General features: G+C 68.8%; 27 protein-coding genes. 20 read left to right on the top strand and 7 right to left on the bottom strand.

The features are described 5' to 3' along the window. Window position 1 precedes the first annotated feature (1 nt). The 7 genes from ACIBH1_RS05490 (at window position 2) to ACIBH1_RS05460 (ending at window position 2,802) form a co-directional block, all read left to right on the top strand. Window positions 2–394 carry a hypothetical protein gene (locus ACIBH1_RS05490; protein ID WP_397312372.1) on the top strand — a complete coding sequence of 131 codons (393 nt, stop codon included), beginning with the start codon at window positions 2–4 and terminating at the stop codon, window positions 392–394. Continuing rightward, entirely contained in the window at window positions 391–807 is a 417-nt protein-coding gene (locus ACIBH1_RS05485; RefSeq protein WP_397312371.1) for a hypothetical protein, read from the top strand. Before ACIBH1_RS05490 ends, ACIBH1_RS05485 begins: the two co-directional genes overlap by 4 nt. A 65-nt stretch (window positions 808–872) precedes the next feature. Then, window positions 873–1,199, top strand: coding sequence for a hypothetical protein (locus tag ACIBH1_RS05480; RefSeq protein WP_397312370.1), 327 nt, complete (start codon window positions 873–875; stop codon window positions 1,197–1,199). Next, entirely contained in the window at window positions 1,199–1,411 is a 213-nt protein-coding gene (locus ACIBH1_RS05475) for a hypothetical protein (protein ID WP_397312369.1), read from the top strand. Before ACIBH1_RS05480 ends, ACIBH1_RS05475 begins: the two co-directional genes overlap by 1 nt. Window positions 1,412–1,414: 3 nt before the next feature. Continuing rightward, window positions 1,415–1,900, top strand: a complete 486-nt coding sequence (locus ACIBH1_RS05470) for a hypothetical protein (RefSeq protein ID WP_397312368.1) — start codon at window positions 1,415–1,417, stop codon at window positions 1,898–1,900. 9 nt (window positions 1,901–1,909) lie between these two features. Further along, window positions 1,910–2,452: a hypothetical protein gene (locus ACIBH1_RS05465; protein WP_397312367.1), complete on the top strand. Its 543-nt coding sequence runs from the start codon at window positions 1,910–1,912 to the stop codon at window positions 2,450–2,452. Between the two features lie 35 nt (window positions 2,453–2,487). Continuing rightward, entirely contained in the window at window positions 2,488–2,802 is a 315-nt protein-coding gene (locus ACIBH1_RS05460; RefSeq protein ID WP_397312366.1) for a hypothetical protein, read from the top strand. Between the two features lie 14 nt (window positions 2,803–2,816). On the opposite strand, the gene ACIBH1_RS05455 is transcribed toward ACIBH1_RS05460, so the two are convergent. Further along, the gene (locus ACIBH1_RS05455; protein WP_397312365.1) at window positions 2,817–3,281 is read right to left on the bottom strand and encodes a hypothetical protein; all 465 of its coding nucleotides are present in this window, start codon (window positions 3,279–3,281) and stop codon (window positions 2,817–2,819) included. A 205-nt stretch (window positions 3,282–3,486) separates the two neighbouring features. On the opposite strand from ACIBH1_RS05455, the gene ACIBH1_RS05450 reads away from it, so the two are divergent. The 9 genes from ACIBH1_RS05450 to ACIBH1_RS05410 all read left to right on the top strand — a co-directional run bounded on the left by ACIBH1_RS05450 (window position 3,487) and on the right by ACIBH1_RS05410 (window position 12,769). Next, entirely contained in the window at window positions 3,487–6,393 is a 2,907-nt protein-coding gene (locus ACIBH1_RS05450) for a hypothetical protein (protein ID WP_397312364.1), read from the top strand. A gap of 38 nt (window positions 6,394–6,431) precedes the next feature. Then, window positions 6,432–6,692, top strand: a complete 261-nt coding sequence (locus ACIBH1_RS05445) for a hypothetical protein (RefSeq protein ID WP_397312363.1) — start codon at window positions 6,432–6,434, stop codon at window positions 6,690–6,692. Window positions 6,693–6,712: 20 nt separating this feature from the next. Beyond that, window positions 6,713–6,958 (top strand): hypothetical protein, encoded by a 246-nt coding sequence (locus ACIBH1_RS05440; protein WP_397312362.1) that lies wholly within the window; start codon window positions 6,713–6,715, stop codon window positions 6,956–6,958. After that, a complete protein-coding gene (locus tag ACIBH1_RS05435) occupies window positions 6,942–7,394 on the top strand; it encodes a hypothetical protein (RefSeq protein WP_397312361.1) in 453 nt (150 codons plus the stop codon). The genes ACIBH1_RS05440 and ACIBH1_RS05435 overlap by 17 nt, the downstream gene beginning before the upstream one ends. Before the next feature lie 74 nt (window positions 7,395–7,468). Continuing rightward, window positions 7,469–9,295, top strand: coding sequence for a hypothetical protein (locus ACIBH1_RS05430; RefSeq protein WP_397312360.1), 1,827 nt, complete (start codon window positions 7,469–7,471; stop codon window positions 9,293–9,295). 27 nt (window positions 9,296–9,322) lie between these two features. Beyond that, a complete protein-coding gene (locus tag ACIBH1_RS05425) occupies window positions 9,323–11,149 on the top strand; it encodes a hypothetical protein (RefSeq protein WP_397312359.1) in 1,827 nt (608 codons plus the stop codon). Continuing rightward, on the top strand, window positions 11,150–11,569 hold the full coding sequence (locus ACIBH1_RS05420) for a hypothetical protein (protein ID WP_397312358.1): 420 nt from the start codon (window positions 11,150–11,152) through the stop codon (window positions 11,567–11,569). It begins immediately after the preceding gene. A gap of 133 nt (window positions 11,570–11,702) precedes the next feature. Then, window positions 11,703–12,005 (top strand): hypothetical protein, encoded by a 303-nt coding sequence (locus ACIBH1_RS05415; RefSeq protein ID WP_397312357.1) that lies wholly within the window; start codon window positions 11,703–11,705, stop codon window positions 12,003–12,005. Window positions 12,006–12,007: 2 nt separating this feature from the next. Further along, on the top strand, window positions 12,008–12,769 hold the full coding sequence (locus tag ACIBH1_RS05410; protein WP_397312356.1) for a peptidoglycan-binding protein: 762 nt from the start codon (window positions 12,008–12,010) through the stop codon (window positions 12,767–12,769). A 12-nt stretch (window positions 12,770–12,781) separates the two neighbouring features. Here the strand turns inward: ACIBH1_RS05410 and ACIBH1_RS05405 are convergent, their stop codons facing one another. After that, window positions 12,782–13,258 (bottom strand): hypothetical protein, encoded by a 477-nt coding sequence (locus ACIBH1_RS05405; protein ID WP_397312355.1) that lies wholly within the window; start codon window positions 13,256–13,258, stop codon window positions 12,782–12,784. A 138-nt stretch (window positions 13,259–13,396) separates the two neighbouring features. Here ACIBH1_RS05405 and ACIBH1_RS05400 point away from each other — a divergent pair, with 138 nt between their 5' ends. The 3 genes from ACIBH1_RS05400 (at window position 13,397) to ACIBH1_RS05390 (ending at window position 14,954) form a co-directional block, all read left to right on the top strand. Further along, a complete protein-coding gene (locus tag ACIBH1_RS05400) occupies window positions 13,397–13,786 on the top strand; it encodes a hypothetical protein (protein WP_397312354.1) in 390 nt (129 codons plus the stop codon). A gap of 12 nt (window positions 13,787–13,798) precedes the next feature. Beyond that, window positions 13,799–14,038: a holin gene (locus ACIBH1_RS05395; RefSeq protein ID WP_397312353.1), complete on the top strand. Its 240-nt coding sequence runs from the start codon at window positions 13,799–13,801 to the stop codon at window positions 14,036–14,038. 568 nt (window positions 14,039–14,606) lie between these two features. After that, window positions 14,607–14,954 carry a hypothetical protein gene (locus ACIBH1_RS05390; protein WP_397312352.1) on the top strand — a complete coding sequence of 116 codons (348 nt, stop codon included), beginning with the start codon at window positions 14,607–14,609 and terminating at the stop codon, window positions 14,952–14,954. Between the two features lie 72 nt (window positions 14,955–15,026). Here the strand turns inward: ACIBH1_RS05390 and ACIBH1_RS05385 are convergent, their stop codons facing one another. Next, window positions 15,027–15,194: a hypothetical protein gene (locus tag ACIBH1_RS05385; protein WP_397312351.1), complete on the bottom strand. Its 168-nt coding sequence runs from the start codon at window positions 15,192–15,194 to the stop codon at window positions 15,027–15,029. Window positions 15,195–15,244: 50 nt separating this feature from the next. Further along, window positions 15,245–15,520, bottom strand: a complete 276-nt coding sequence (locus ACIBH1_RS05380; RefSeq protein ID WP_397312350.1) for a winged helix-turn-helix domain-containing protein — start codon at window positions 15,518–15,520, stop codon at window positions 15,245–15,247. Window positions 15,521–15,613: 93 nt separating this feature from the next. Between ACIBH1_RS05380 and ACIBH1_RS05375 the strand changes: the two genes are divergently transcribed. Continuing rightward, window positions 15,614–15,892, top strand: coding sequence for a hypothetical protein (locus tag ACIBH1_RS05375; RefSeq protein WP_397312349.1), 279 nt, complete (start codon window positions 15,614–15,616; stop codon window positions 15,890–15,892). Window positions 15,893–15,993: 101 nt separating this feature from the next. Here ACIBH1_RS05375 and ACIBH1_RS05370 read toward each other — a convergent pair whose 3' ends face one another. The 3 genes from ACIBH1_RS05370 to ACIBH1_RS05360 form a co-directional block, all read right to left on the bottom strand. Beyond that, entirely contained in the window at window positions 15,994–16,134 is a 141-nt protein-coding gene (locus ACIBH1_RS05370) for a hypothetical protein (protein ID WP_397312348.1), read from the bottom strand. A 34-nt stretch (window positions 16,135–16,168) separates the two neighbouring features. After that, a complete protein-coding gene (locus ACIBH1_RS05365; RefSeq protein ID WP_397312347.1) occupies window positions 16,169–16,345 on the bottom strand; it encodes a hypothetical protein in 177 nt (58 codons plus the stop codon). 265 nt (window positions 16,346–16,610) lie between these two features. Continuing rightward, complete coding sequence (locus tag ACIBH1_RS05360) at window positions 16,611–16,862, bottom strand: hypothetical protein (RefSeq protein WP_397312346.1); 252 nt, start codon at window positions 16,860–16,862, stop codon at window positions 16,611–16,613. Between the last annotated feature and the right edge of the window lie 110 nt (window positions 16,863–16,972).

Raw genomic sequence — 16,972 nt, 5'->3', positions numbered from 1 at the left:
CGTGGCGGACGCAGAGCTGGACTTCTCCGCACTGCTCGACGAGATCGAGCACATCGGCTACGACGCCGAAGAGATCGCCCGGAAGGCGTATCCACTGGTCAAGGAGCACGCGAAGCAAGTCGAGAAGGAGTGGCGGGCCAACGCCCGGAAGACAGCGCGCAGGCACGGCCGCCACTACCCGAACTCGATCACCTCCGAGCAGATCTTCAACACCTCCGGCCCCGAGTGGGAAATCGGCCCCGACAGCGCCAAGAAGCAGGGCTCCATGGGCAAGGGCTTCGAGTACGGCAGCGTCAAGCAGCCGCCCCACCTCGACGGAGCCCGCGCCACCCAGAAGATCGAGCCGGAGTTCAACGCCGCCGTCGACAAGCTCGTCAAGGAGTTCCTGGCATGACGACCCCGCTGGAGTCCAGGCCGCTAGTCGTCGCGCTGATGGCGATGCTCGACGCTGGCCTGCCCAACACGATCGGGATCTTCTGGGGGATGGCTCCCCAGGGCGCGACCGCGCCGTACGCGGTGCTTTATCCCGACAGCGGCATGGAGTCCGCCGTCGACCGGTCTCTATCCGATGAGGCCCCGAACGACCTGCGGTTTCAGATCACGTCGGTGGGGGCCACCCCGGAGCAGGCTGCGCTCGTCGCCGACAAGACCGCGCTCATCCTGCTGACCACCGTGCCGACCGTCCCTGGCCGCCGGGTGCGGCCGATCCGCCAGGAGGGCACGCAGCCGGTGCTGCGAGACGACACCGCGGGCGCGCTGTTCTTCGCGACCGCGCAGTACCTGGTGCGCTCCGACCGCACCACCTGACCACGTAAGTCCAGCCCGACACCGATGGGTGGCCGGGCTCTTTGTCATGCCCCGAAAGGAGCCCCATGCCTACCCGAGCACCCCAGGTCGCCACCGTCACCGGCGGCGCCCTGACCATGAGCAACGCTGCTGCCGACGACAAGGTGTCCGGCGTCACCCGCGAGGTGACGATGATCGTCGAGAACGGCACCGCGGGGCCGATCACTCTCGGCGTCACCCCGCCCGGCTCGACCGACTACGGCGTCGCGAACCCGGAGAAGGAGTGGACGATCCCCGTCGGCATGTACCGGCTGCGCCTGTTGCCGTCCATGCGCGACCCGGAGGACTCCTACAACGTGGCGCTGCAATGGTCGGCCACGCCGGGCTCCACGCTCACCTGGGCGGTGGTGTGATGCCGCCCCGCATGATCACCGTCCGGCACAAGGAGACCGGCGACGTCCGGCAGCTCGGCGAGTCCGCGTTCCCGTACTACACCAGCATCTATGAGCGGGTCGACGAGCCCGCCCCCGACCAGCCGGCGTCTGCCGGTGAGCCCGCCCCGAGCCCTGGCGAGAGCACCGGTTCGGGCAGGGCCACGACCACCCCGAAGAAGAAGGAGGCGTAGATCATGGCTGATGAGGATCTCCTCGGCGATGGCATGTACAAGGTCACGATCTGCACGGCGCTGTCGTCGGTGTCGTCGCCGCCCGCCGCCGAGCTGAACGCCGGCGTCGACATCCAGGCCTGCATGATGCGCGAGGGGCTGCAGATCGAGCCGTCGCAGGAGGGCGCCGACAACTCGTCGCTGGCGAACAAGGGTCCGACCCGGCGTGCCGGTACGCCCAGCTACACCATCAACCTGCTGTGCAAGAAGAAGAAGCTCACGATCGAGGACATCGCCTTCAACACCCTGGTGCCCGGCCAGGACGTGATTCTGGCGGTGCGGCGTAACCGGCCGAACGCCGAGGCGTGGCAGGCCGGCGACCCGGCCGAGATCTACCCGGTGCAGTGCGGTGTGCGTAAGCCGCAGCAGACCGCGTGGAACGAGGTCCAGAAGTTCCTGTCGGAGCTGTTCAACCACAGTGACGCCGACATCGATGCGGTGGTGGTGTAGGTGGCGGAGGTGTCGCAGACCCAGTACGTCGAGGACATCGACGCCTTCCTCGACGGGCTGAAGCTGCCCGAGGACGAGGTGCCGATCTGCCTGCGCGGCGACCTTCAGGCGAAGTTCGAGGAGCTGGAGCGGCAGCTGCTGGAGGCGCGGCGCAGGCCGGACAATGACTCGCTGGCCGGCAGCGGCGGCGAGGCGCGCCGGATCGCCGAAGAGCTGGTCGCCCTGCAGCAGGAGATGAAGAGCTACGAGCGGGTGTTCCTGCTGCGCGCGCGGACGCGCAAGGAGTGGTCGGACCTGGCCAAGGAGCACCCTCCGCGCAAGCAGGACGCGCCCGCGGACTTCAACCGCGACACCTTCCCGGTGGCTGCGCTGGCGGCCTGCTCGGTGAAGCCGAGGATGTCGGAGGAGAAGGCCGGCGTGCTGGTCGACCGGCTCACCCAGGGCCAGTGGCGGACGATGTGGCAGGTCATCCTCGACCTGAACGGCGGTAGCGGCGAGGTCCCTTTCTCCAGAGCCGCCTCCGAGATTCTGTCGAGCACCAGCAGGAGCTGAGGCTCGCCCGCGCCTACCAGGTGCCCCGCAGTGTCGTGCTCGGCCGTCGCCGCGTGTCGGTGACGACGTATGAGCACGACGATCAGGGGCGCCTGGTGCGGGCGATCACCGTCCATGATCCTGAGTGGCTCGACGACGATCGGGACTGGGCGGCAGCCGATCTGCAGGAGCAGGCCAACGCGTGCGAGGGGTGCGGGTTCCCGCGCGACGAGACCACCGACCCGGCCAACGAGGGCGCCTACGTCGCCCTGGAGCCGGTGAAGTGCCACGGCTGCGCTCCGATGACGCGGAAGAAAGAGAAGCTCGAAGACCCCCGCGATCACATCTTCCAGGTCCGGAAGGTTCGGTAGCCCGGCTACCTGCCCTAGCGGATCGTCCACTCCATCGGGTCGCTGCCGCTGATCATGTAGGCAACAGTCGCTGGTCGGGTGCCCTTGCGCACCTCGAAGGGGATCCATCCCCGGACGCACTTGCCGGCCGTCACGGGCCTGTCGCGGGGGTAGAGGGCGACCGTGAAGTGGTCGGCCGACCACGAGCTGGGCGGCTCGGTGATGTTGCCGTTGGCGTAGGCGAGGCTCCACACCGCCCAGCCGACTGTGATGTCGTCCCGTTCGAGGGTTTTAAAGCAGCGCTTCACCTCGACGCCCGCGTACTCGTAGCCGTCCCGATCTGGCGGGAAGGCTGCCCGCAAGGGCTGCCGGAATCGCAGGACGGCGACCGAGCCGGTGCTGATGGCGTCATCTGCCACCCGTGATTGCCCCAGTTTGAGCGTCGATCCCTGGTCGGCGGCATGTTCGGAGACGGGCGACGGGGTGGCTGTGACGGTCACTGTAACGGTTGGTACGGGATGCGCAGTGGCCTGCCCTGCGGTGCAGGCGGTGGTCAGTAGCAGAGCGGCCGTCAACACAGCCGGGGCGATGCGAGACATGAATGTGCTCCTCCGAATGTGACCCCCCGATCCCGGGGCGATCGTGTCACGGTCCAACACCCCTCTCGCCCCAAACGACTCATTTCGTAACCATGGGAGGTGAGTCGTGGCCGACCGCACCGTCACCACCCGACTCAAGCTCGCGGTCACCGAATGGACCGCTGGTAAGAGCACGGTCACGCGTGACCTTAAGGACCTCAACCGGCAGTTCACCGCTTCCAGCGGATTCGTGTCCGGCTTCCGCAAGAAGCTCGAGGACGCCACCAAGCGGCTGCCGAAAATCGAGATCGACGCGGACTCCACCGAGGCTGACGTCGCCGTCGCCAAGCTCCGTGACGATCTGGAGAAGCTCAGCCAGAAGACCATCGGTGTGGACATCGACGCCGCCGACGCCTTCGCCGAGATGGCCAGGATCCAGGCCGAACTGGCCGATCTCGGAGATGGCGCCTCGTTCGAGGTGCGGGCAGGGATCGAGCAGGCGACCAGAGATCTGGCGCTCGTGGCGACCGAGGTGGGCCGACTGGACGGCACCACCGTGGACGTGAAGGTGGATGTCGACACCAAGGCCGCCATGCCGAAGTTCGTCGAGTTCGGCGATTCGGCCGGCGGCGCCCTGGCCGCGGCGGTCCGATCCGCCGCCGGTCCGGCGCTGCTCACCGGCCTGGGGGGTGTGGCAATCGGCGCGGGTGTGGCGGTCGGCGCGGCGATGGGTGGCGCGATCGTCGCCGGGATCGGCGCCCGCCTGGTCACCTTGGGCGTGACGAGCCTGTTTCACATCCAGGAGATCGACAAGCAGTGGTCGGCGGTCGAGAAGCGGCGGGTCGAGGCGGCGAACAAGCAGGCCAAGGAGCTGCGCGACCAGTTCGCTGAGCTGGGCCGGGACCTGAACCTGGCCGTCCAGGAATCCTCTCGCCCGATGCTGAGCGTGCTGGATGAGGTTCGTACGACGGCGCGGGATGTGGCCAAGGACGTCGCCCCGAATCTCGCGGACGGCTTCGATCGGGCGAGAGTCCCCATGGAGCAGTTCGTTCGCGATCTCGGAGACGGGCTTAAGGATCTCGGCGACTCCATCCCATCGCTGATGGACGGCTTCTCCGACGTCCTGTCCGAGATCGACATCGACGGCTTCCTGTCCGACCTCGGCGACGCTCTGTCCGAGCTGGGGCGCAAGGTGTCCGAGAACCGGGGCGCGATCGGCGCTGTCCTGAACGGCCTGCTGGACGTGATCCCGCTGGCGATCACCGGCCTGGGCAAGCTCGTCGACTTTCTCGGCTTCCTGAGCCTGGCAGGGTCGCGCAGCGCGGCAACCGTCGCCAGCCACTTCGCCGACGCCTCCAGCGTGATCACCGGCATGGGCACCCGCATCCTCCAGGTGACCCGCTCCATCGGCCAGGCGCTTTCCAACGTGCCCGGCCTGGAGGAGTTCGGCCGCAAGATCGTCGCCGGGGCCGACGACGGCATCGCCAAGCTGAAGGAGTTCCAGAAGGAGGCCGACGAGGCCAGCCGACGCACCAAGCTGCAGGCCGACATCGTGGAGCTGCAGCAGGGCATCGACAAGGCGCTGACGCTGCTTGACGACCCGAACCTGACCAAGGAGCGGCGGGCGCAGCTGTCCGCCGAGGTGCGGCAGCTGCTGCATGCGAAGGGTGAGGCGCTGCTGGCGCTGGGCGATCCGAAGCTGATCGCCGAGTACCGAAGCGAGATCACCTCCGACATCTCCGCGCTGCAGTCGCGGCTGGCCGCCGCGCGCAAGGAGCTGCAGGATCCCGAGCTCACCAAGGAACGCCGGTCGAGGCTGAACGCCGAGATCCGTGAGCTGCAGGCGGCGGTCAAGCTGGCCCAGACGGCGCTGGCCTCCATCAAGGACAGGACGGTCACTGTCAGGGTCAAGATCCTTCAGGACGGGTCGGTCCGTCTCCCGGATGGCACCGTTGGCACCGCCAGGGCGATGGGTTCGATCGACCGGTACGCGGCCGGCGGCATCAGAACCGCGACCAGGCCGCAGCCGCCCAACCTGGTCAACCGGCCGACCGTCCTGTACGGCGAGGGCTCGAGTGGGACCGGCGCGACGGAGGCGTTCATCCCGTACGAGCCGCGGTTCCGGCGCCGGGCGGTTGACCTGCTCGGCAGGGTGGCGCAGGACTTCGGGTTGAAGGTGTACAACGCCGACGCCGGTATGACCGTCGCGAAGTTCACCAGCTCGATGGACGCCGCCAACCAGGCGATCTCCGGGCAGCTCGGCCAGGCGCACGCCGCCCTGATGTCCACCCTCGGCGCGGGCGGGTCGCTGACCGGCAGCATCGATCAGGTGGCGCAGGTCGGCGAGTCGATGACCGCCGGCTGGGTCGAGGGGTCGACGGTGATCGGCGAGTCGGTCACCGCGATGGGCGGCATTATGGCCGAGTCGGTCGTCGCCGTGGGTGTTTCCGTCGATGGGCTCACCGGCGCCACGGACCACCTGGCGGCGGCGGTGGAGCGGGCGATCTCGGCCACCAGCGTCACCGGTGATGGCGGCAAGATGATGTCGTCGACCAGCGTCGACTACTCCGACGGCCCGATTGAGGCGTCGGCGAAGGAGACGCGCGGGAAGCTGAAGGGCAAGTCGAGCGGCTCCAAGAGCGGCAATTCTGGGGTTGCTGCCAGCGCGAAGGAGACCCGCGGCAAGCTGTCTGGGTCGATCTCCGCCACTGCGAGCGAGGCTCGTGGGCGTCTGCCGGGCGGGATGGTCCCTGGCGATCCTGGCCCGAACATGGCGTGGGTCAGCGGCGGCATGGGGTCCCTGGCGGGGGCGGTGAACACCGCCCGCGTGTCCAGGCCTCAGATGGTTCCCCCGCATCGGACGGCAGCCCCTGCGGCGAGTCCAGACGGGCGGGCCGCCGGGTCAGCTGGCGCGGCAGGCGGGGACCGCGGTCTTGTCCAGGTCATGGGCGATCTGGTGGTCAACCACCGCGCGGACGCCGATCTGCTGGCCGCCCGCCTGTACGCGCGAACCACCTCCAAGGGCCCCCTGTAGATCACCTGCAGACCACCGACCAGAGAGGGCGTTTCGGCATGCCTGGATACGACCCGGACAGCGGCCTCACCTACGGGGCGTGGCTGCGCAGCAAGAACATCCAGACGCGCCCGTCCGGGTGGACCTCGGCGACTCGCGACCAGGTACGCGAGTACCGATCCGCGCAGGACGGCCGCCGGGTCAAGGACACCACGGACCAGCTCGGCAACAGCGTCATCCAGCACGGCAACGACCAGCAGTCCGTGGTCATCCGCCAAGCCGTGGTGACCGCCAGCGTGGAAGGACCACTACCGCAATGACCAGTGCACGAGTAGCCGCGATGCATGCGCGGCGAGGGCTGGAGTTCCTCGCCGAGTGCGAGCGGCTCGAGGAGCGGCTGACCGCCGCCAAGGAGGCCGCCGCCTCCGAGCCATCTCAGGAGACGCTCGCCGAGCTGAAGGCCGCCAAGAACGAGATGCGCGACTTCCGGCAGTGGGCGCGCACGGTCGGCTCCCCGCCGGCCGGGACACCCGGCCGGGACGCGACGATCCAGATCGGGGGTGCCGTCGATGGCATGGGGAGGTAGCGGCTGGTATGCCGACACGCTCGTCGACGCGCTCGGCGTGGGCGCCTACGCCCTGAACCTGGATGCCGACGACTACAAGCTAGCGCTGTACAACAACACGCTGACGCCGAACTTCGCGACCGCCGACCAGTCCTACAGCGCCACCAACGAAATCTCCGGCACCGGCTACACGGCGGGCGGCGCGGCCATCGCGGCGGCCACCTGCACCGTGGTCACCAGCGGCTCCACGTATCTGGTGTGGGACGGCAACGACGTCTCCTGGGCGTCCAGCACGCTGACCGGGGTGCGGGGCGGCATCGCCTACGCCGACTCGCTGTCGCCGAAGCGGCTGATCCTCGGCGTGGACTTCCTGACCGCGTACAACACCAACGACGGCACCCTGTTGGTCGCCTGGAGCGCGAACGGCATCGGCCGGATCAACGTCATCTCGCCGTAGCCTGCGCTCTGTGATGCCGCCGCCCCTCGTGGCGGTTTTTTCATGCCCGCCACCAGCGATGAGAGGGGGCGGGCATGGCGATCGCCGCGACTGGCCCGGCCGGTAGCAACTCCTTCAACCCGGTCGTGTCCAACTCCTTCTCGCCGCCGGCGGGGTCGCTGCTGGTCGCGGTGCTGCCCGCGGGCGGCGGCACCCCGACCGTGTCCAACTCGGGTACGGCGCGCACGTGGACGCAGCGGGTCGCGCGCACCGGGTTCTGCTCCATCTACACAGCGCCGAACCCGACCGCCCTGTCCGGCATCACGGTCACCGCGTCCGGCGTGTCCGGTGGTATCCGCGTCTTCTACGTCACCGGCCAGCACCCCAGCTCGCCGATCGGCGCCACCGCGGACGGGTCGAGCGCCGTCAACAACATCGACGTCGGCTACACCTCGACCGGCGGCGGATCACGCGGGTTCTGTGCGGCGGCCGACGGCAACAGCCTCGGCGTCCCCAGCTCGACCGACGACGAGTACGCGTTCAACGGCTCCGGCCGGGCCGGTCTGGCGATCGTCAAGGCGGCCAACACCGCCACCGCCGGCGAGTCGGTCACGTTCAACCTCGACGCAGCCGCCGGCACCCCGTCGTGGAACTGGGTCGCTCTGGAGATCCTGCCCGCCAGCTTGGACGCCACCATCTCGGTGACCACGGTGACCGGCGCGGCCGCCGTGCCCGCCCCGACGATCCAGGCCGGCGCCACCGCCCGGCCAGCGGCGGTCGCGGGCGCCGCCGAGGTGCCCGCGCCCAGCGTCCACGCCGGGGCCACCGCCCGCCCGGCCGTGGTGGGCGGGCAGGCGGATGTGCCCACGCCGAACGTCGTCGCCGGGTCGGCCGAGCTGATCGAGCCCGCCGTCGTCGAGGGCCAGGCCGACGTGCCCGCCCCCTCGATCACCGCCGAGCAGCACCGCACCATCTCCCCGGCCGTGGTCGGCGGCCAGGCCGACGTGCCCGCGCCGACCGTGACGGCGACGTTCGCCGCCACGATCACCCCCGACGTCGTCGAGGCCCAGGCCCTCGTGCCCTCGCCCGGCGTGAGCGTGCCGGTCCTGCCCGGCCACCTGATCACCGAGGACACGCAAGTCGAGTGGGGCACCACCGTGCTGTGGGGGCCCGGCACCTCCTACACGGTGCGGGAGATCACCGGCTGGGACGCCAAACCCCAGGTCGACTCCCTGACGGTGGAGGAGCCGAACCGGCACGGAGCGTTCGCCGGACCCTCCTACCTGCAGCGGCGGATCGTCACCGTCCGCCTGCAGGTGCAGGCGCACACCGACCCCAGCCAGGTCACGCCCCTGCTCGCCCAGCTGCGGCACGACACCCGCACCCTGCGCGACAACACGCTGCTGACGCTCGTCATCCGCGGCAAGACCGAGACGCTCCTCACCAACGCCAAGGTCATCGACCGGACCGGCGTGTGGGACCGCGACTGGGCCGAAGGCCACCCCGAACCGGTGATCACGTTCGAGTGCCCCGACCCGCGACGGTACGGCCTCGACCAGCACTCGGTCATCGTCCCGGCCAACGCGCCCTCAGCGACGCCGCTGGTCAACGCGGGCGACCTGTACACGCCGCCGCTGTTGCGGTTCTACGGCCCGGTCACCAACCCGATGCTCGTCAACGAGACCCTCGACCGGATCCTCGCCTTCGACATCGTCCTGACCGGCGGCCAGACCCTGATCGTCGACACCCAGCGCGGCGAAGCGCTCATCGGCGACGTCGACCACGAGAACGACATGGCCGACACCATCTCGGTGCCGCTCAAGGAGTTCTTCCTCGAGGTCGACACCAACCTCCTGTCCTACGAGACCGACGCCGGCGGCACCGCCGGATGCGAGGTCCTGTGGCGCGACGCCGCCGAGTAGCCCTTCTTCTGCTGAACGGAGGTGCTCGTGGCCCAGCTGCGCTCCACCCCCACCTCCAGCCAGTCCACCAACCCCACCTACCCCGTCAACAAGCCGGGCGGCACCGCCGCCGGCGACATCCTCATCGCCTTCCAGACCTCGGCGGCGTTCGGCAACGCGGCCATGACCGCCCCGACCGGCGGCACCACCTGGCAGCCGCTCGGCCAGCGATCCGACACCGAGTGGGCCGGGACCAAGGTCTGGTGGAAGGTCGCTGGGCCCACCGAACCGGCCAGCTACACCTTCAAGCAGTCGTCCGGCCCCGGCGGCATCGCCGCCATCGCCGCCATCTGGGACCACGACGGCGTCACCCCACAGCTGCTGTCGGCCGAGAACGCCGACAGCGACTCGACCGTCACCTGCCCCGGCCTCACCCCTGAGGCGGCGCCCGGCGTCAGCCTGCGCTGGGCGGCCGGGCTCGGCGCCGGCCTGGCCTGGCAGCCCCCCACCGGGCACGTCGAGCAGGTCGACCGCACCGTGGGCGAGGCGACCGCCGCGTTGGCCGCCCGCGTCCGCACCGACACCAGCCCGGTGGCCGCGGCGACGTTCACCGCCACCGGCCTGCCGATCTTCTCCCATGGCTTCACCGTCGACGTCGGCGGCATCTCCGGCACCCCGACCGAGCCGCCGCCGGCGATCCCGCCCTCGGCCGACGTCCGGCTCAAGAGCGTGTTCGTCGACCTGCTGACCGACGACTACATCACCACCCTCGACCTGTTCAACGTGAACTTCGACCGGCTCATCAACGACGCCGCCCCGTTCTCCGCCTCCGTCGAGGTCAACTCCCGCGAACTGGCCGACAAGGTCGCCAAGGTCGTGCCCCGCTGGATCTCCCACCCGAGCGAACCCGACAGCCTGTCCACCGGGCCCGGCCGCACGGTCTGCCACGTCTACATCAACGGCGTCATCTGGAAGTCGGCGATCATCTGGACGGCGAACGTCGCCCAGCGCGACCGCGGCGTCATCACCGTCGAACTGCAGGGCGCCTCGCTGGAGTCGTACCTGAACGCGGTGGAGATCCGCGACGACTACAGCTACGCCGACGTTGACCAGCTGGAGATCGGCCGCCAGCTCATCGTCACCGAGATGCAGGCCCTTTCCGGCGCCGACATCGGCCTCACCGCAGGGTCGGAAACCTCCGGCGTCACCCGCGACCGCACCTACCTGGCCAGCGAGGGCGGCACGTTCGGGCAGCGGCTGGCCGAGCTCGCCGACACCGACGGCGGGTTCGAGTGGATGATCCAGACGTCCGACCCCGGCACCGGCGCCCGCACGCGGGAGCTGAAGCTCGGCTACCCCAAGCTCGGCAGCACGACCGACCACGTCTTCTCCTACCCGGGCAACGTGATCGCCTGGTCGATGTCCGTCGACGCGCTGCGCGCGGCCACCTCCTACCGGGCCCGGGGAGAGTCGGTCAGCTTCGACGCCTCGACCCGCGCTGAGCCGCTCATGTCCACCCCACAGGACGCGACCGCGCATCTGGCGGCCGGCTGGCCCAGGGTCGACAAGACGCTCGACTACTCCACCGTCAAGGAGCAGTCGACGCTGAACGCCTACGCCGCCCGGTGGGCAGCCGAACGGCCCGGCACGGTGCGGGTCCACCAGATCACCGTCCGCCTGGATGAGACGAAGTGGACGCCGAACAACCTGGGCGACTACGCCCGGATCATCCTGTCCAACGACTGGTGGCCCATCGTCGGCGGCGGCGCCAGCTTCAACTTCCGCTGGCGGATCATCGGCGCCAAGGTCCGCGCCGCCAGCAGGTCAGGGCCGGCCACCATCACGTTCGCCCTCGAAGAGGAGGTGGAGATCTAGATGCCGCTCCCGCAGCCGGACGACTTCGGCGACATGCTGCGCTCCCTCGACCGAGGGGTGCGCGCCGCCCGCACGAGCGCTTCCACCCGTCCGCCGATCACCACGGCGTCGGAGGGCATGGTCCTGCCGAGCCGCGGCACCCCGCCCCCGCCGGCCAGCGGTGGACGCGTCTACGCCTCCGGTACGCAGCCGTACTGGACGGACTCCTCCGGCAGCACCTACAGCTTGAAGCCGCCGACGGTGCCGCAGGCCGGGTACGTGGCCGCGACGTCGGTCTCCTTGTCGGGGGCGCCGGGCGCCTACAGCCAGTCGCACACGCAGGACCTGGTCGACGCGATCGAGCACCTGGCTGAGCGGCTCGACGAGCTCATCTTTGAGCTGAAGTCGTCGGCGCCGCCGATCGTTGATCCGATCCCCTGATCGTGGCCGCCCGCGCAGGGGCGATGGAAGCGCGCCGTCAGTAAAGGGATGAGCTGACAGCGCGGGCGGTCCACCTCTCTCCACCCCATCGCGGCGCTCTGCCGTACCCCTACGCGAGGAGCCGTGTTTGAGCATGTCCACTGAGGAGCCCACCCTTGGCGAGGTCGCCCGGACCCTGGAGCGGTTCGAGCGCACGACAAACGACCGGTTCGCGTCCCTGGCCACGGCCATCTCCCTGATGATCACCCGTGACCTGTACGAGGCTCACCGCACGGCCCTCCTGGAAGACATCGGCCAGATCCGAGACGAGCTCAAGCGCGAGCAAGACCGGCGCGGAGCCGACCGCCGCATGGTCGTCTCCGCCCTCATCGGCGCGGGGCTGGCGGTGCTCGTCGGGATTCTCAACCTCGCCCTGAAGAACGGGATCGGAGGCTGAGCATGTCCGGCGTCGAAGCGATGATCGACACCCTCACCGGAGAGATCGGCTACCGGGAGAAGGGCAACAACCTCACCAAGTTCAACCAGTGGCTGGGCCCCATCCCCGGCTACCCGCACGAGGGTCGCGGCTATCCGTGGTGCCACTCCGCCCTCTCGTGGGGGCTGGAGATGTCCGGCAACGCCGGCGCAGGCCCGAAGACGGCCTCATGCCTGGTCGGAGTGCGGTGGTTCAAGGACCGCCGCCGCTGGTACAAGACGCCGCGGCGTGGAGACTTCGTCTACTACGGCGCTGACGGTGGCACCCACGTGGAGCTCGTCACCGCGGTCACCAAGACAACGATCACCACGGTGGGCGGCAACACGTCTGGGGTGCTCGCTGGCGCCTTCCACAACGGCGACGGCGTCTACGAGAAGACCGTCGCCCGCAACAGCTCCCGCATCTACGGCTACGGCCGGCCGGACTATCCGCCCGCGCCGAAGCCCGCCAAGGCGAAGCCTGCCGCTCCCAAGCCCGCCACGAACCCTACGGAGGCTCTGGTGAAGAAGCTGCCGCTGCTGGAGCAGGGCGCCGAGGGCTGGCACGTCAAGACGCTCACCGGTCTGCTGTGGGCGCGCGGGTTCGCCGTCCTGCCCGGCGTGGACGAGACGACCTTCACCAAGGCGCACGCCGAGTCCCTGAAGGCCTTCCAGGACGGCGCCGGGCTCGCCCAGACGGGCAAGACCGACGACAAGACGTGGGCCGCCCTCCTGAGAGTCCTATGACCGTCGCCCCCGTCACCGGTTTGGCTCCACCTTCAGCACCACGTACCCAGCCGCCCCGCGCTCCAGGCGCAACCTGTCGAACAAGGCTTCGTTGGCCGAGTCCAGCTTCGGGTTAAACCCGTCAGAGCTTGGCTTCATGGCTGACGAAAACGGCTCAACGTAGATGGTCTCGGGTCTGTGGGCCGACTCCATGCTCACAAAGCCGGTAGGCCCGCTGTCCTTCCAGCCGCGTCGCTCCAGTGCCTCGACGACCTGGCCGGACGCGTCACCTTCTGCAGATCCGCCGTCGAGGATGAGGACCACAGCAATGTCGTGCTCGCCGTCGTAGTACCACTCATCCGTCGTTTCTGCGACAACTCTTCCCAGCGTCCGTAACTCGGCCACGAGACCGGGATCTACACGAGCTGTACTCGTCCACAAACCGCTGCAGGCCGATACGAGCACCATCGCGAGAGCAACCCCAATCCATCGACCGCCTCTGGCGACCATGGCGCCACTGTAGCGGCCGGACGCGCCCAGCTGAACGAGCCGGTGCACTTCAACCAACGAGCCGACCGGCTCGCCCCTGGCGGTTCCACACATGGGCGCCGCCTTTGTCCTATCCCAACCCACGAGGAGCATCCTCAAATGCGCAAGAGCGCGATCATTCTGTCCGCTGCCCTGCTCGCCCTCGCCGCGTCCGGCCCCTTGGCCGCCTCCGCTGCGAGCTCCGCGCCCAAGCCCGTCAAGACGGTCGGCGTGTGCGCGAAGAAGGTCGGCGGCGACCTGCGCCTCCTGGAGCCGAAGAACCTCGCCAGGTCGGCGTACGGCTCGTGCCGGGCGGGCGAGAAGAAGGTCAAGCTGCCCACCGTGGAAGGCCTGCCCAAGCCCGTCATGGTGCTGCCGCCGAAGGTGCAGTTCAAGCTCGGCGCGACCGTCGCCGTGTGCGCCCTCGGCGCCCCGGTTGCCGGCGTCCCCTCGTACGACTGCACGCCGGTCGTCCCCACCCCGTCCCCGACCGTCTCGCCCACGTCCTAACAGGAGGTCACCATGCAGAAGTGGGTCACTGGCTCGTTCTGGGCCGACACCATCGAGCGCACCGTCCGCACCGCCGCCCAGGCCGCGCTCGCCACGATCGGCGGCAACGCCATCGGCCTGTTCGACGTCGACTGGGCGACCGTCGGCCAGATTTCCGGCCTGGCCGCTGTCGTCGCTGTGATCACCGCGTTCGCCGCAGGCTCCACCGGAGACGTCACCAACGCCTCGTTCCGCACTCCGCGCGCCTACTAGGCTCGCCAACCTCACGTGTCACTTGCGCGTCTTCCTCGCGTGGGCTTACGGATGAGCGACGAAGTAGCCGGACTCTGGGGCTGCCTCAGTCTGGGACTGGCCCTGTTCCTCGGAGCAGGCTTCCTGATCACGACGCTCGGCATCGAGCCACCGTCTTCGGAGGAAGCGCCTACTTCTCCTACCCCCACGCCTTACGTGAAGTGGGAGTTGCTCAGGTCTGAATGCTCCGATGGCACCCAGTCTGCGGCCATCGGACGACGCGGCGCTTGCAGCTGGCACGGAGGAGTTGTCCGGATCTATCGCGGCGACGACGGCACCCAGCTCCGGTGCCACGGCGACACCGACCCACCGGTGGGGCCTCGTGAGCAGTGGCAGCAGCGCCTCCTGAACGGGCGCCTGAACTGCAGATAGCTGCTGCATACTCATAAGCCCGCCCGGCTCCCATCGGGGGCTGGGCGGGCTTATCCGCGTTTGGCCTTCACGCTCACCCCGGCGGGGCGTAGAGTCACCGTGCCGAGGCGCTGCCCTACAGGAGGGCGGATCCGCCTCTGTCCGATAGGAGGACGAAATGGCGTTGAGTCGCCGTGCTCAAGAGATGGCCGCCGGCATCAAGCTCCAGGACTGGAGCGATGCCCCGTATCGCGCGGATCGCGCTGGTCATCAGCGCAACTACGAGCCCAGCTTCAAGCAGAGCGAGAAGATCCTCACAGCCGAGGAGACCGAGAAGCTGCTCTGGAACATCATCTGGGTGACCGGCCAGGCCTTCGGCTATGAGGACCCGAACTTCGACATCTACGAGTACGCCGAGGCGTGTGGCGCGAACATCTACAACAAGCGCGGCGGCAGGAACGGGATGATCGGCGCTGGCGTCCGCCTCACCGAGGGGCGCTATCAACCTCCAGGCGCGTTGATGTAGCACCAGATCTCCACCCAGACACGAGGCCCCATCGTTTCCCAGTTCGGGAAGCGGTGGGGCCTCCTTCTCTTGTCAGGGCCACTGGATGCCGGTGTCCTCGAGTGGGCAGCCGGGCGAGCAGTGCCTGCCCTTGTAGATCTCGATCGGCTGCGTCTCTTGGTGCGCGTGAACGACCAGAATCCTCTTGTAGGCGTCGTTTCCGCAGCTAGGGCACTCGCCCACGTACCTGTGCTCAATCATGTGGGGCACGGTACGGGAGGAGCCTAGCTAACGTCCTGCTCCGACGACGGCTACCCGTTGGCGGGTTCCTGAGGCACGACGAACGAGCCCTTACCAGGCAAAGTGCGCACCAGGCCACGCTCGCGCAGCAGCTCCGTGGCCCGCCTGATCGTCCCGAGGGCGTGGCCGTACTCCTCCGACAGGGCCCGCTCCCCTGGCAGCGGCATATTGGGCTTCAGCTGGCCCGCGCGGATGCGCGCCTCGATGTGGTCGGCGACGGCTTCGTAGTCGTAGCCGATCCTTGGCGCGTCCGGGTCCCACGCCGGGACTTCGCTCTCTCCTGCCATAGAGATCACGCTACGGCGGCCCTGAGCTGCATAAACACTCAGGTAGCGGTATGACGCTGTACACCGCGTCATACCGCGTCATACTCTCAAGGCGTGGTGTTCAAGGTGGAGCAGGAGCCGGACGGGACCGTCTACCTTTCACGAAACGGGAGCAGATGGACATCTGCCCGCGCAGGCTGGCAGCCGTCGAATGACCCATGGGATCAGCTGCTCCTCGAAGCGCTTGAGCCGTTCGCGAACCACGAGTGGGAGAAGTTCCGGCTGACCGGCCGCGCCCTTGACGCGGCCCTAGCGGTCGGGGTGGACGTCGAAACGGTGCGGCGTTCCGTGCGCCTGGCGCTGTTCACCGTCTTCGTGAACCACCTGATGTGACCCCCGGCGCCTGCGCCCCTGCATCGTGCAGGCGCCGGGCCTTGTGCAGGCCCTTGTCCCGGGCTGGAGGTGCTGCGGGACGAGGGCCGTTCCATGTGAACCTAGCGGTCAGGCGTGACCTCGGTCCACAGGACGTTGTCGCTGGTGAACGGCAGGTTGTCGTAGTACGCCTCGTCCTCCTTCGACGCCTTGACCTCGATGGGCTCGTGGCTGCCCTTGACGCCGATCCTGACCTTCGCCATCGCTATCTCCTCTCGGTTGGGTGCCTCAGGGCGATCAGGCGCTGCCGCCCCACACGCGGACCGTCTGCTGTGCCTCGGCGACGGCCCTCTGTGCCTGGCGCACATGCAGCGCGCGCAAGTAGCTGGAACTCTTCTCGGCCTTCGACGCCGCGGCCTTGGCGGCGGCGAGCTGGCGCTCTGCTCGTTGCAGGCCGGAACCCTTCTTGGCCATGGATGGCCTCCCTTCGCATGGAGCGCTCTGCCCCGGACACCCGCCGAACCGAGGCCCGGCGAGCATCCGCAACCTCAGCGCGGACCGCGGACTCCGGTGCCGCGACACCTCGAGTGGTCGCGCCACCGGCCGCCGCCCGGCGCCCACCTCCTGCCGCTGCTGCACGAGCACCATGCCTGCGGGTAACGGGCTCTCCGCCACAGTGCGTAGACGGCGATGGCCAGGACGATGAGGATGAACCAGACGGCGCCCCACTGAGCGTCGGTCATCGCTGCCCCCGCGCCTTGGCGAGGTTGCGGCGGGAGGCGGCGACCTGCTTCGCCGTACGACGGGCCTCGCTCGCCGTGAATCCGCGCAGGCACAAGTGCCGCCACGGCAGGTTGTACGGCTTCCCGCAGGTCTTGCAGCGGAACAGGCCGAGCGTCATCTTGACCGTGACGATCTTCCGTCTGCGGGGCTTGCGCTTCGCCGCGGTCTTCGGCTTGGCGGGCTGGGTGGTGCGCTTCTTCGGGGGCACAGATGGTCTCCTTCGTGAGTTAGGTCGCCGGAATCGAGTTAGGTTCCTAACTCGCCGCAGGCCGCTCCCTAATCAGGGCTTTGACCTGCGGAAAGTTAGGTCAGTTAGCC

Origin of the sequence: Nonomuraea sp. NPDC050663 (assembly GCF_044456985.1) — a bacterium.
In the GTDB taxonomy this organism is placed as follows: Bacteria; Actinomycetota; Actinomycetes; order Streptosporangiales; family Streptosporangiaceae; genus Nonomuraea.
This window is presented reverse-complemented; position numbering and strand designations above follow the sequence as displayed.

What these genes read in the sequence shown, in the direction of transcription:
- ACIBH1_RS05415 (WP_397312357.1), top strand. Translation starts at nt 11,703, where the DNA reads ATGTCCACTGAGGAGCCCACCCTTGGCGAGGTCGCCCGGACCCTGGAG.
- ACIBH1_RS05435 (WP_397312361.1), top strand. Translation starts at nt 6,942, where the DNA reads ATGGCATGGGGAGGTAGCGGCTGGTATGCCGACACGCTCGTCGACGCG.
- ACIBH1_RS05475 (WP_397312369.1), top strand. Translation starts at nt 1,199, where the DNA reads ATGCCGCCCCGCATGATCACCGTCCGGCACAAGGAGACCGGCGACGTC.
- ACIBH1_RS05380 (WP_397312350.1), bottom strand. Translation starts at nt 15,520, where the DNA reads ATGGCAGGAGAGAGCGAAGTCCCGGCGTGGGACCCGGACGCGCCAAGG.
- ACIBH1_RS05445 (WP_397312363.1), top strand. Translation starts at nt 6,432, where the DNA reads ATGCCTGGATACGACCCGGACAGCGGCCTCACCTACGGGGCGTGGCTG.
- ACIBH1_RS05470 (WP_397312368.1), top strand. Translation starts at nt 1,415, where the DNA reads ATGGCTGATGAGGATCTCCTCGGCGATGGCATGTACAAGGTCACGATC.
- ACIBH1_RS05485 (WP_397312371.1), top strand. Translation starts at nt 391, where the DNA reads ATGACGACCCCGCTGGAGTCCAGGCCGCTAGTCGTCGCGCTGATGGCG.
- ACIBH1_RS05410 (WP_397312356.1), top strand. Translation starts at nt 12,008, where the DNA reads ATGTCCGGCGTCGAAGCGATGATCGACACCCTCACCGGAGAGATCGGC.
- ACIBH1_RS05430 (WP_397312360.1), top strand. Translation starts at nt 7,469, where the DNA reads ATGGCGATCGCCGCGACTGGCCCGGCCGGTAGCAACTCCTTCAACCCG.
- ACIBH1_RS05480 (WP_397312370.1), top strand. Translation starts at nt 873, where the DNA reads ATGCCTACCCGAGCACCCCAGGTCGCCACCGTCACCGGCGGCGCCCTG.
- ACIBH1_RS05400 (WP_397312354.1), top strand. Translation starts at nt 13,397, where the DNA reads ATGCGCAAGAGCGCGATCATTCTGTCCGCTGCCCTGCTCGCCCTCGCC.
- ACIBH1_RS05440 (WP_397312362.1), top strand. Translation starts at nt 6,713, where the DNA reads ATGCATGCGCGGCGAGGGCTGGAGTTCCTCGCCGAGTGCGAGCGGCTC.
- ACIBH1_RS05385 (WP_397312351.1), bottom strand. Translation starts at nt 15,194, where the DNA reads ATGATTGAGCACAGGTACGTGGGCGAGTGCCCTAGCTGCGGAAACGAC.
- ACIBH1_RS05420 (WP_397312358.1), top strand. Translation starts at nt 11,150, where the DNA reads ATGCCGCTCCCGCAGCCGGACGACTTCGGCGACATGCTGCGCTCCCTC.
- ACIBH1_RS05395 (WP_397312353.1), top strand. Translation starts at nt 13,799, where the DNA reads ATGCAGAAGTGGGTCACTGGCTCGTTCTGGGCCGACACCATCGAGCGC.
- ACIBH1_RS05370 (WP_397312348.1), bottom strand. Translation starts at nt 16,134, where the DNA reads ATGGCGAAGGTCAGGATCGGCGTCAAGGGCAGCCACGAGCCCATCGAG.
- ACIBH1_RS05365 (WP_397312347.1), bottom strand. Translation starts at nt 16,345, where the DNA reads ATGGCCAAGAAGGGTTCCGGCCTGCAACGAGCAGAGCGCCAGCTCGCC.
- ACIBH1_RS05390 (WP_397312352.1), top strand. Translation starts at nt 14,607, where the DNA reads ATGGCGTTGAGTCGCCGTGCTCAAGAGATGGCCGCCGGCATCAAGCTC.
- ACIBH1_RS05405 (WP_397312355.1), bottom strand. Translation starts at nt 13,258, where the DNA reads ATGGTCGCCAGAGGCGGTCGATGGATTGGGGTTGCTCTCGCGATGGTG.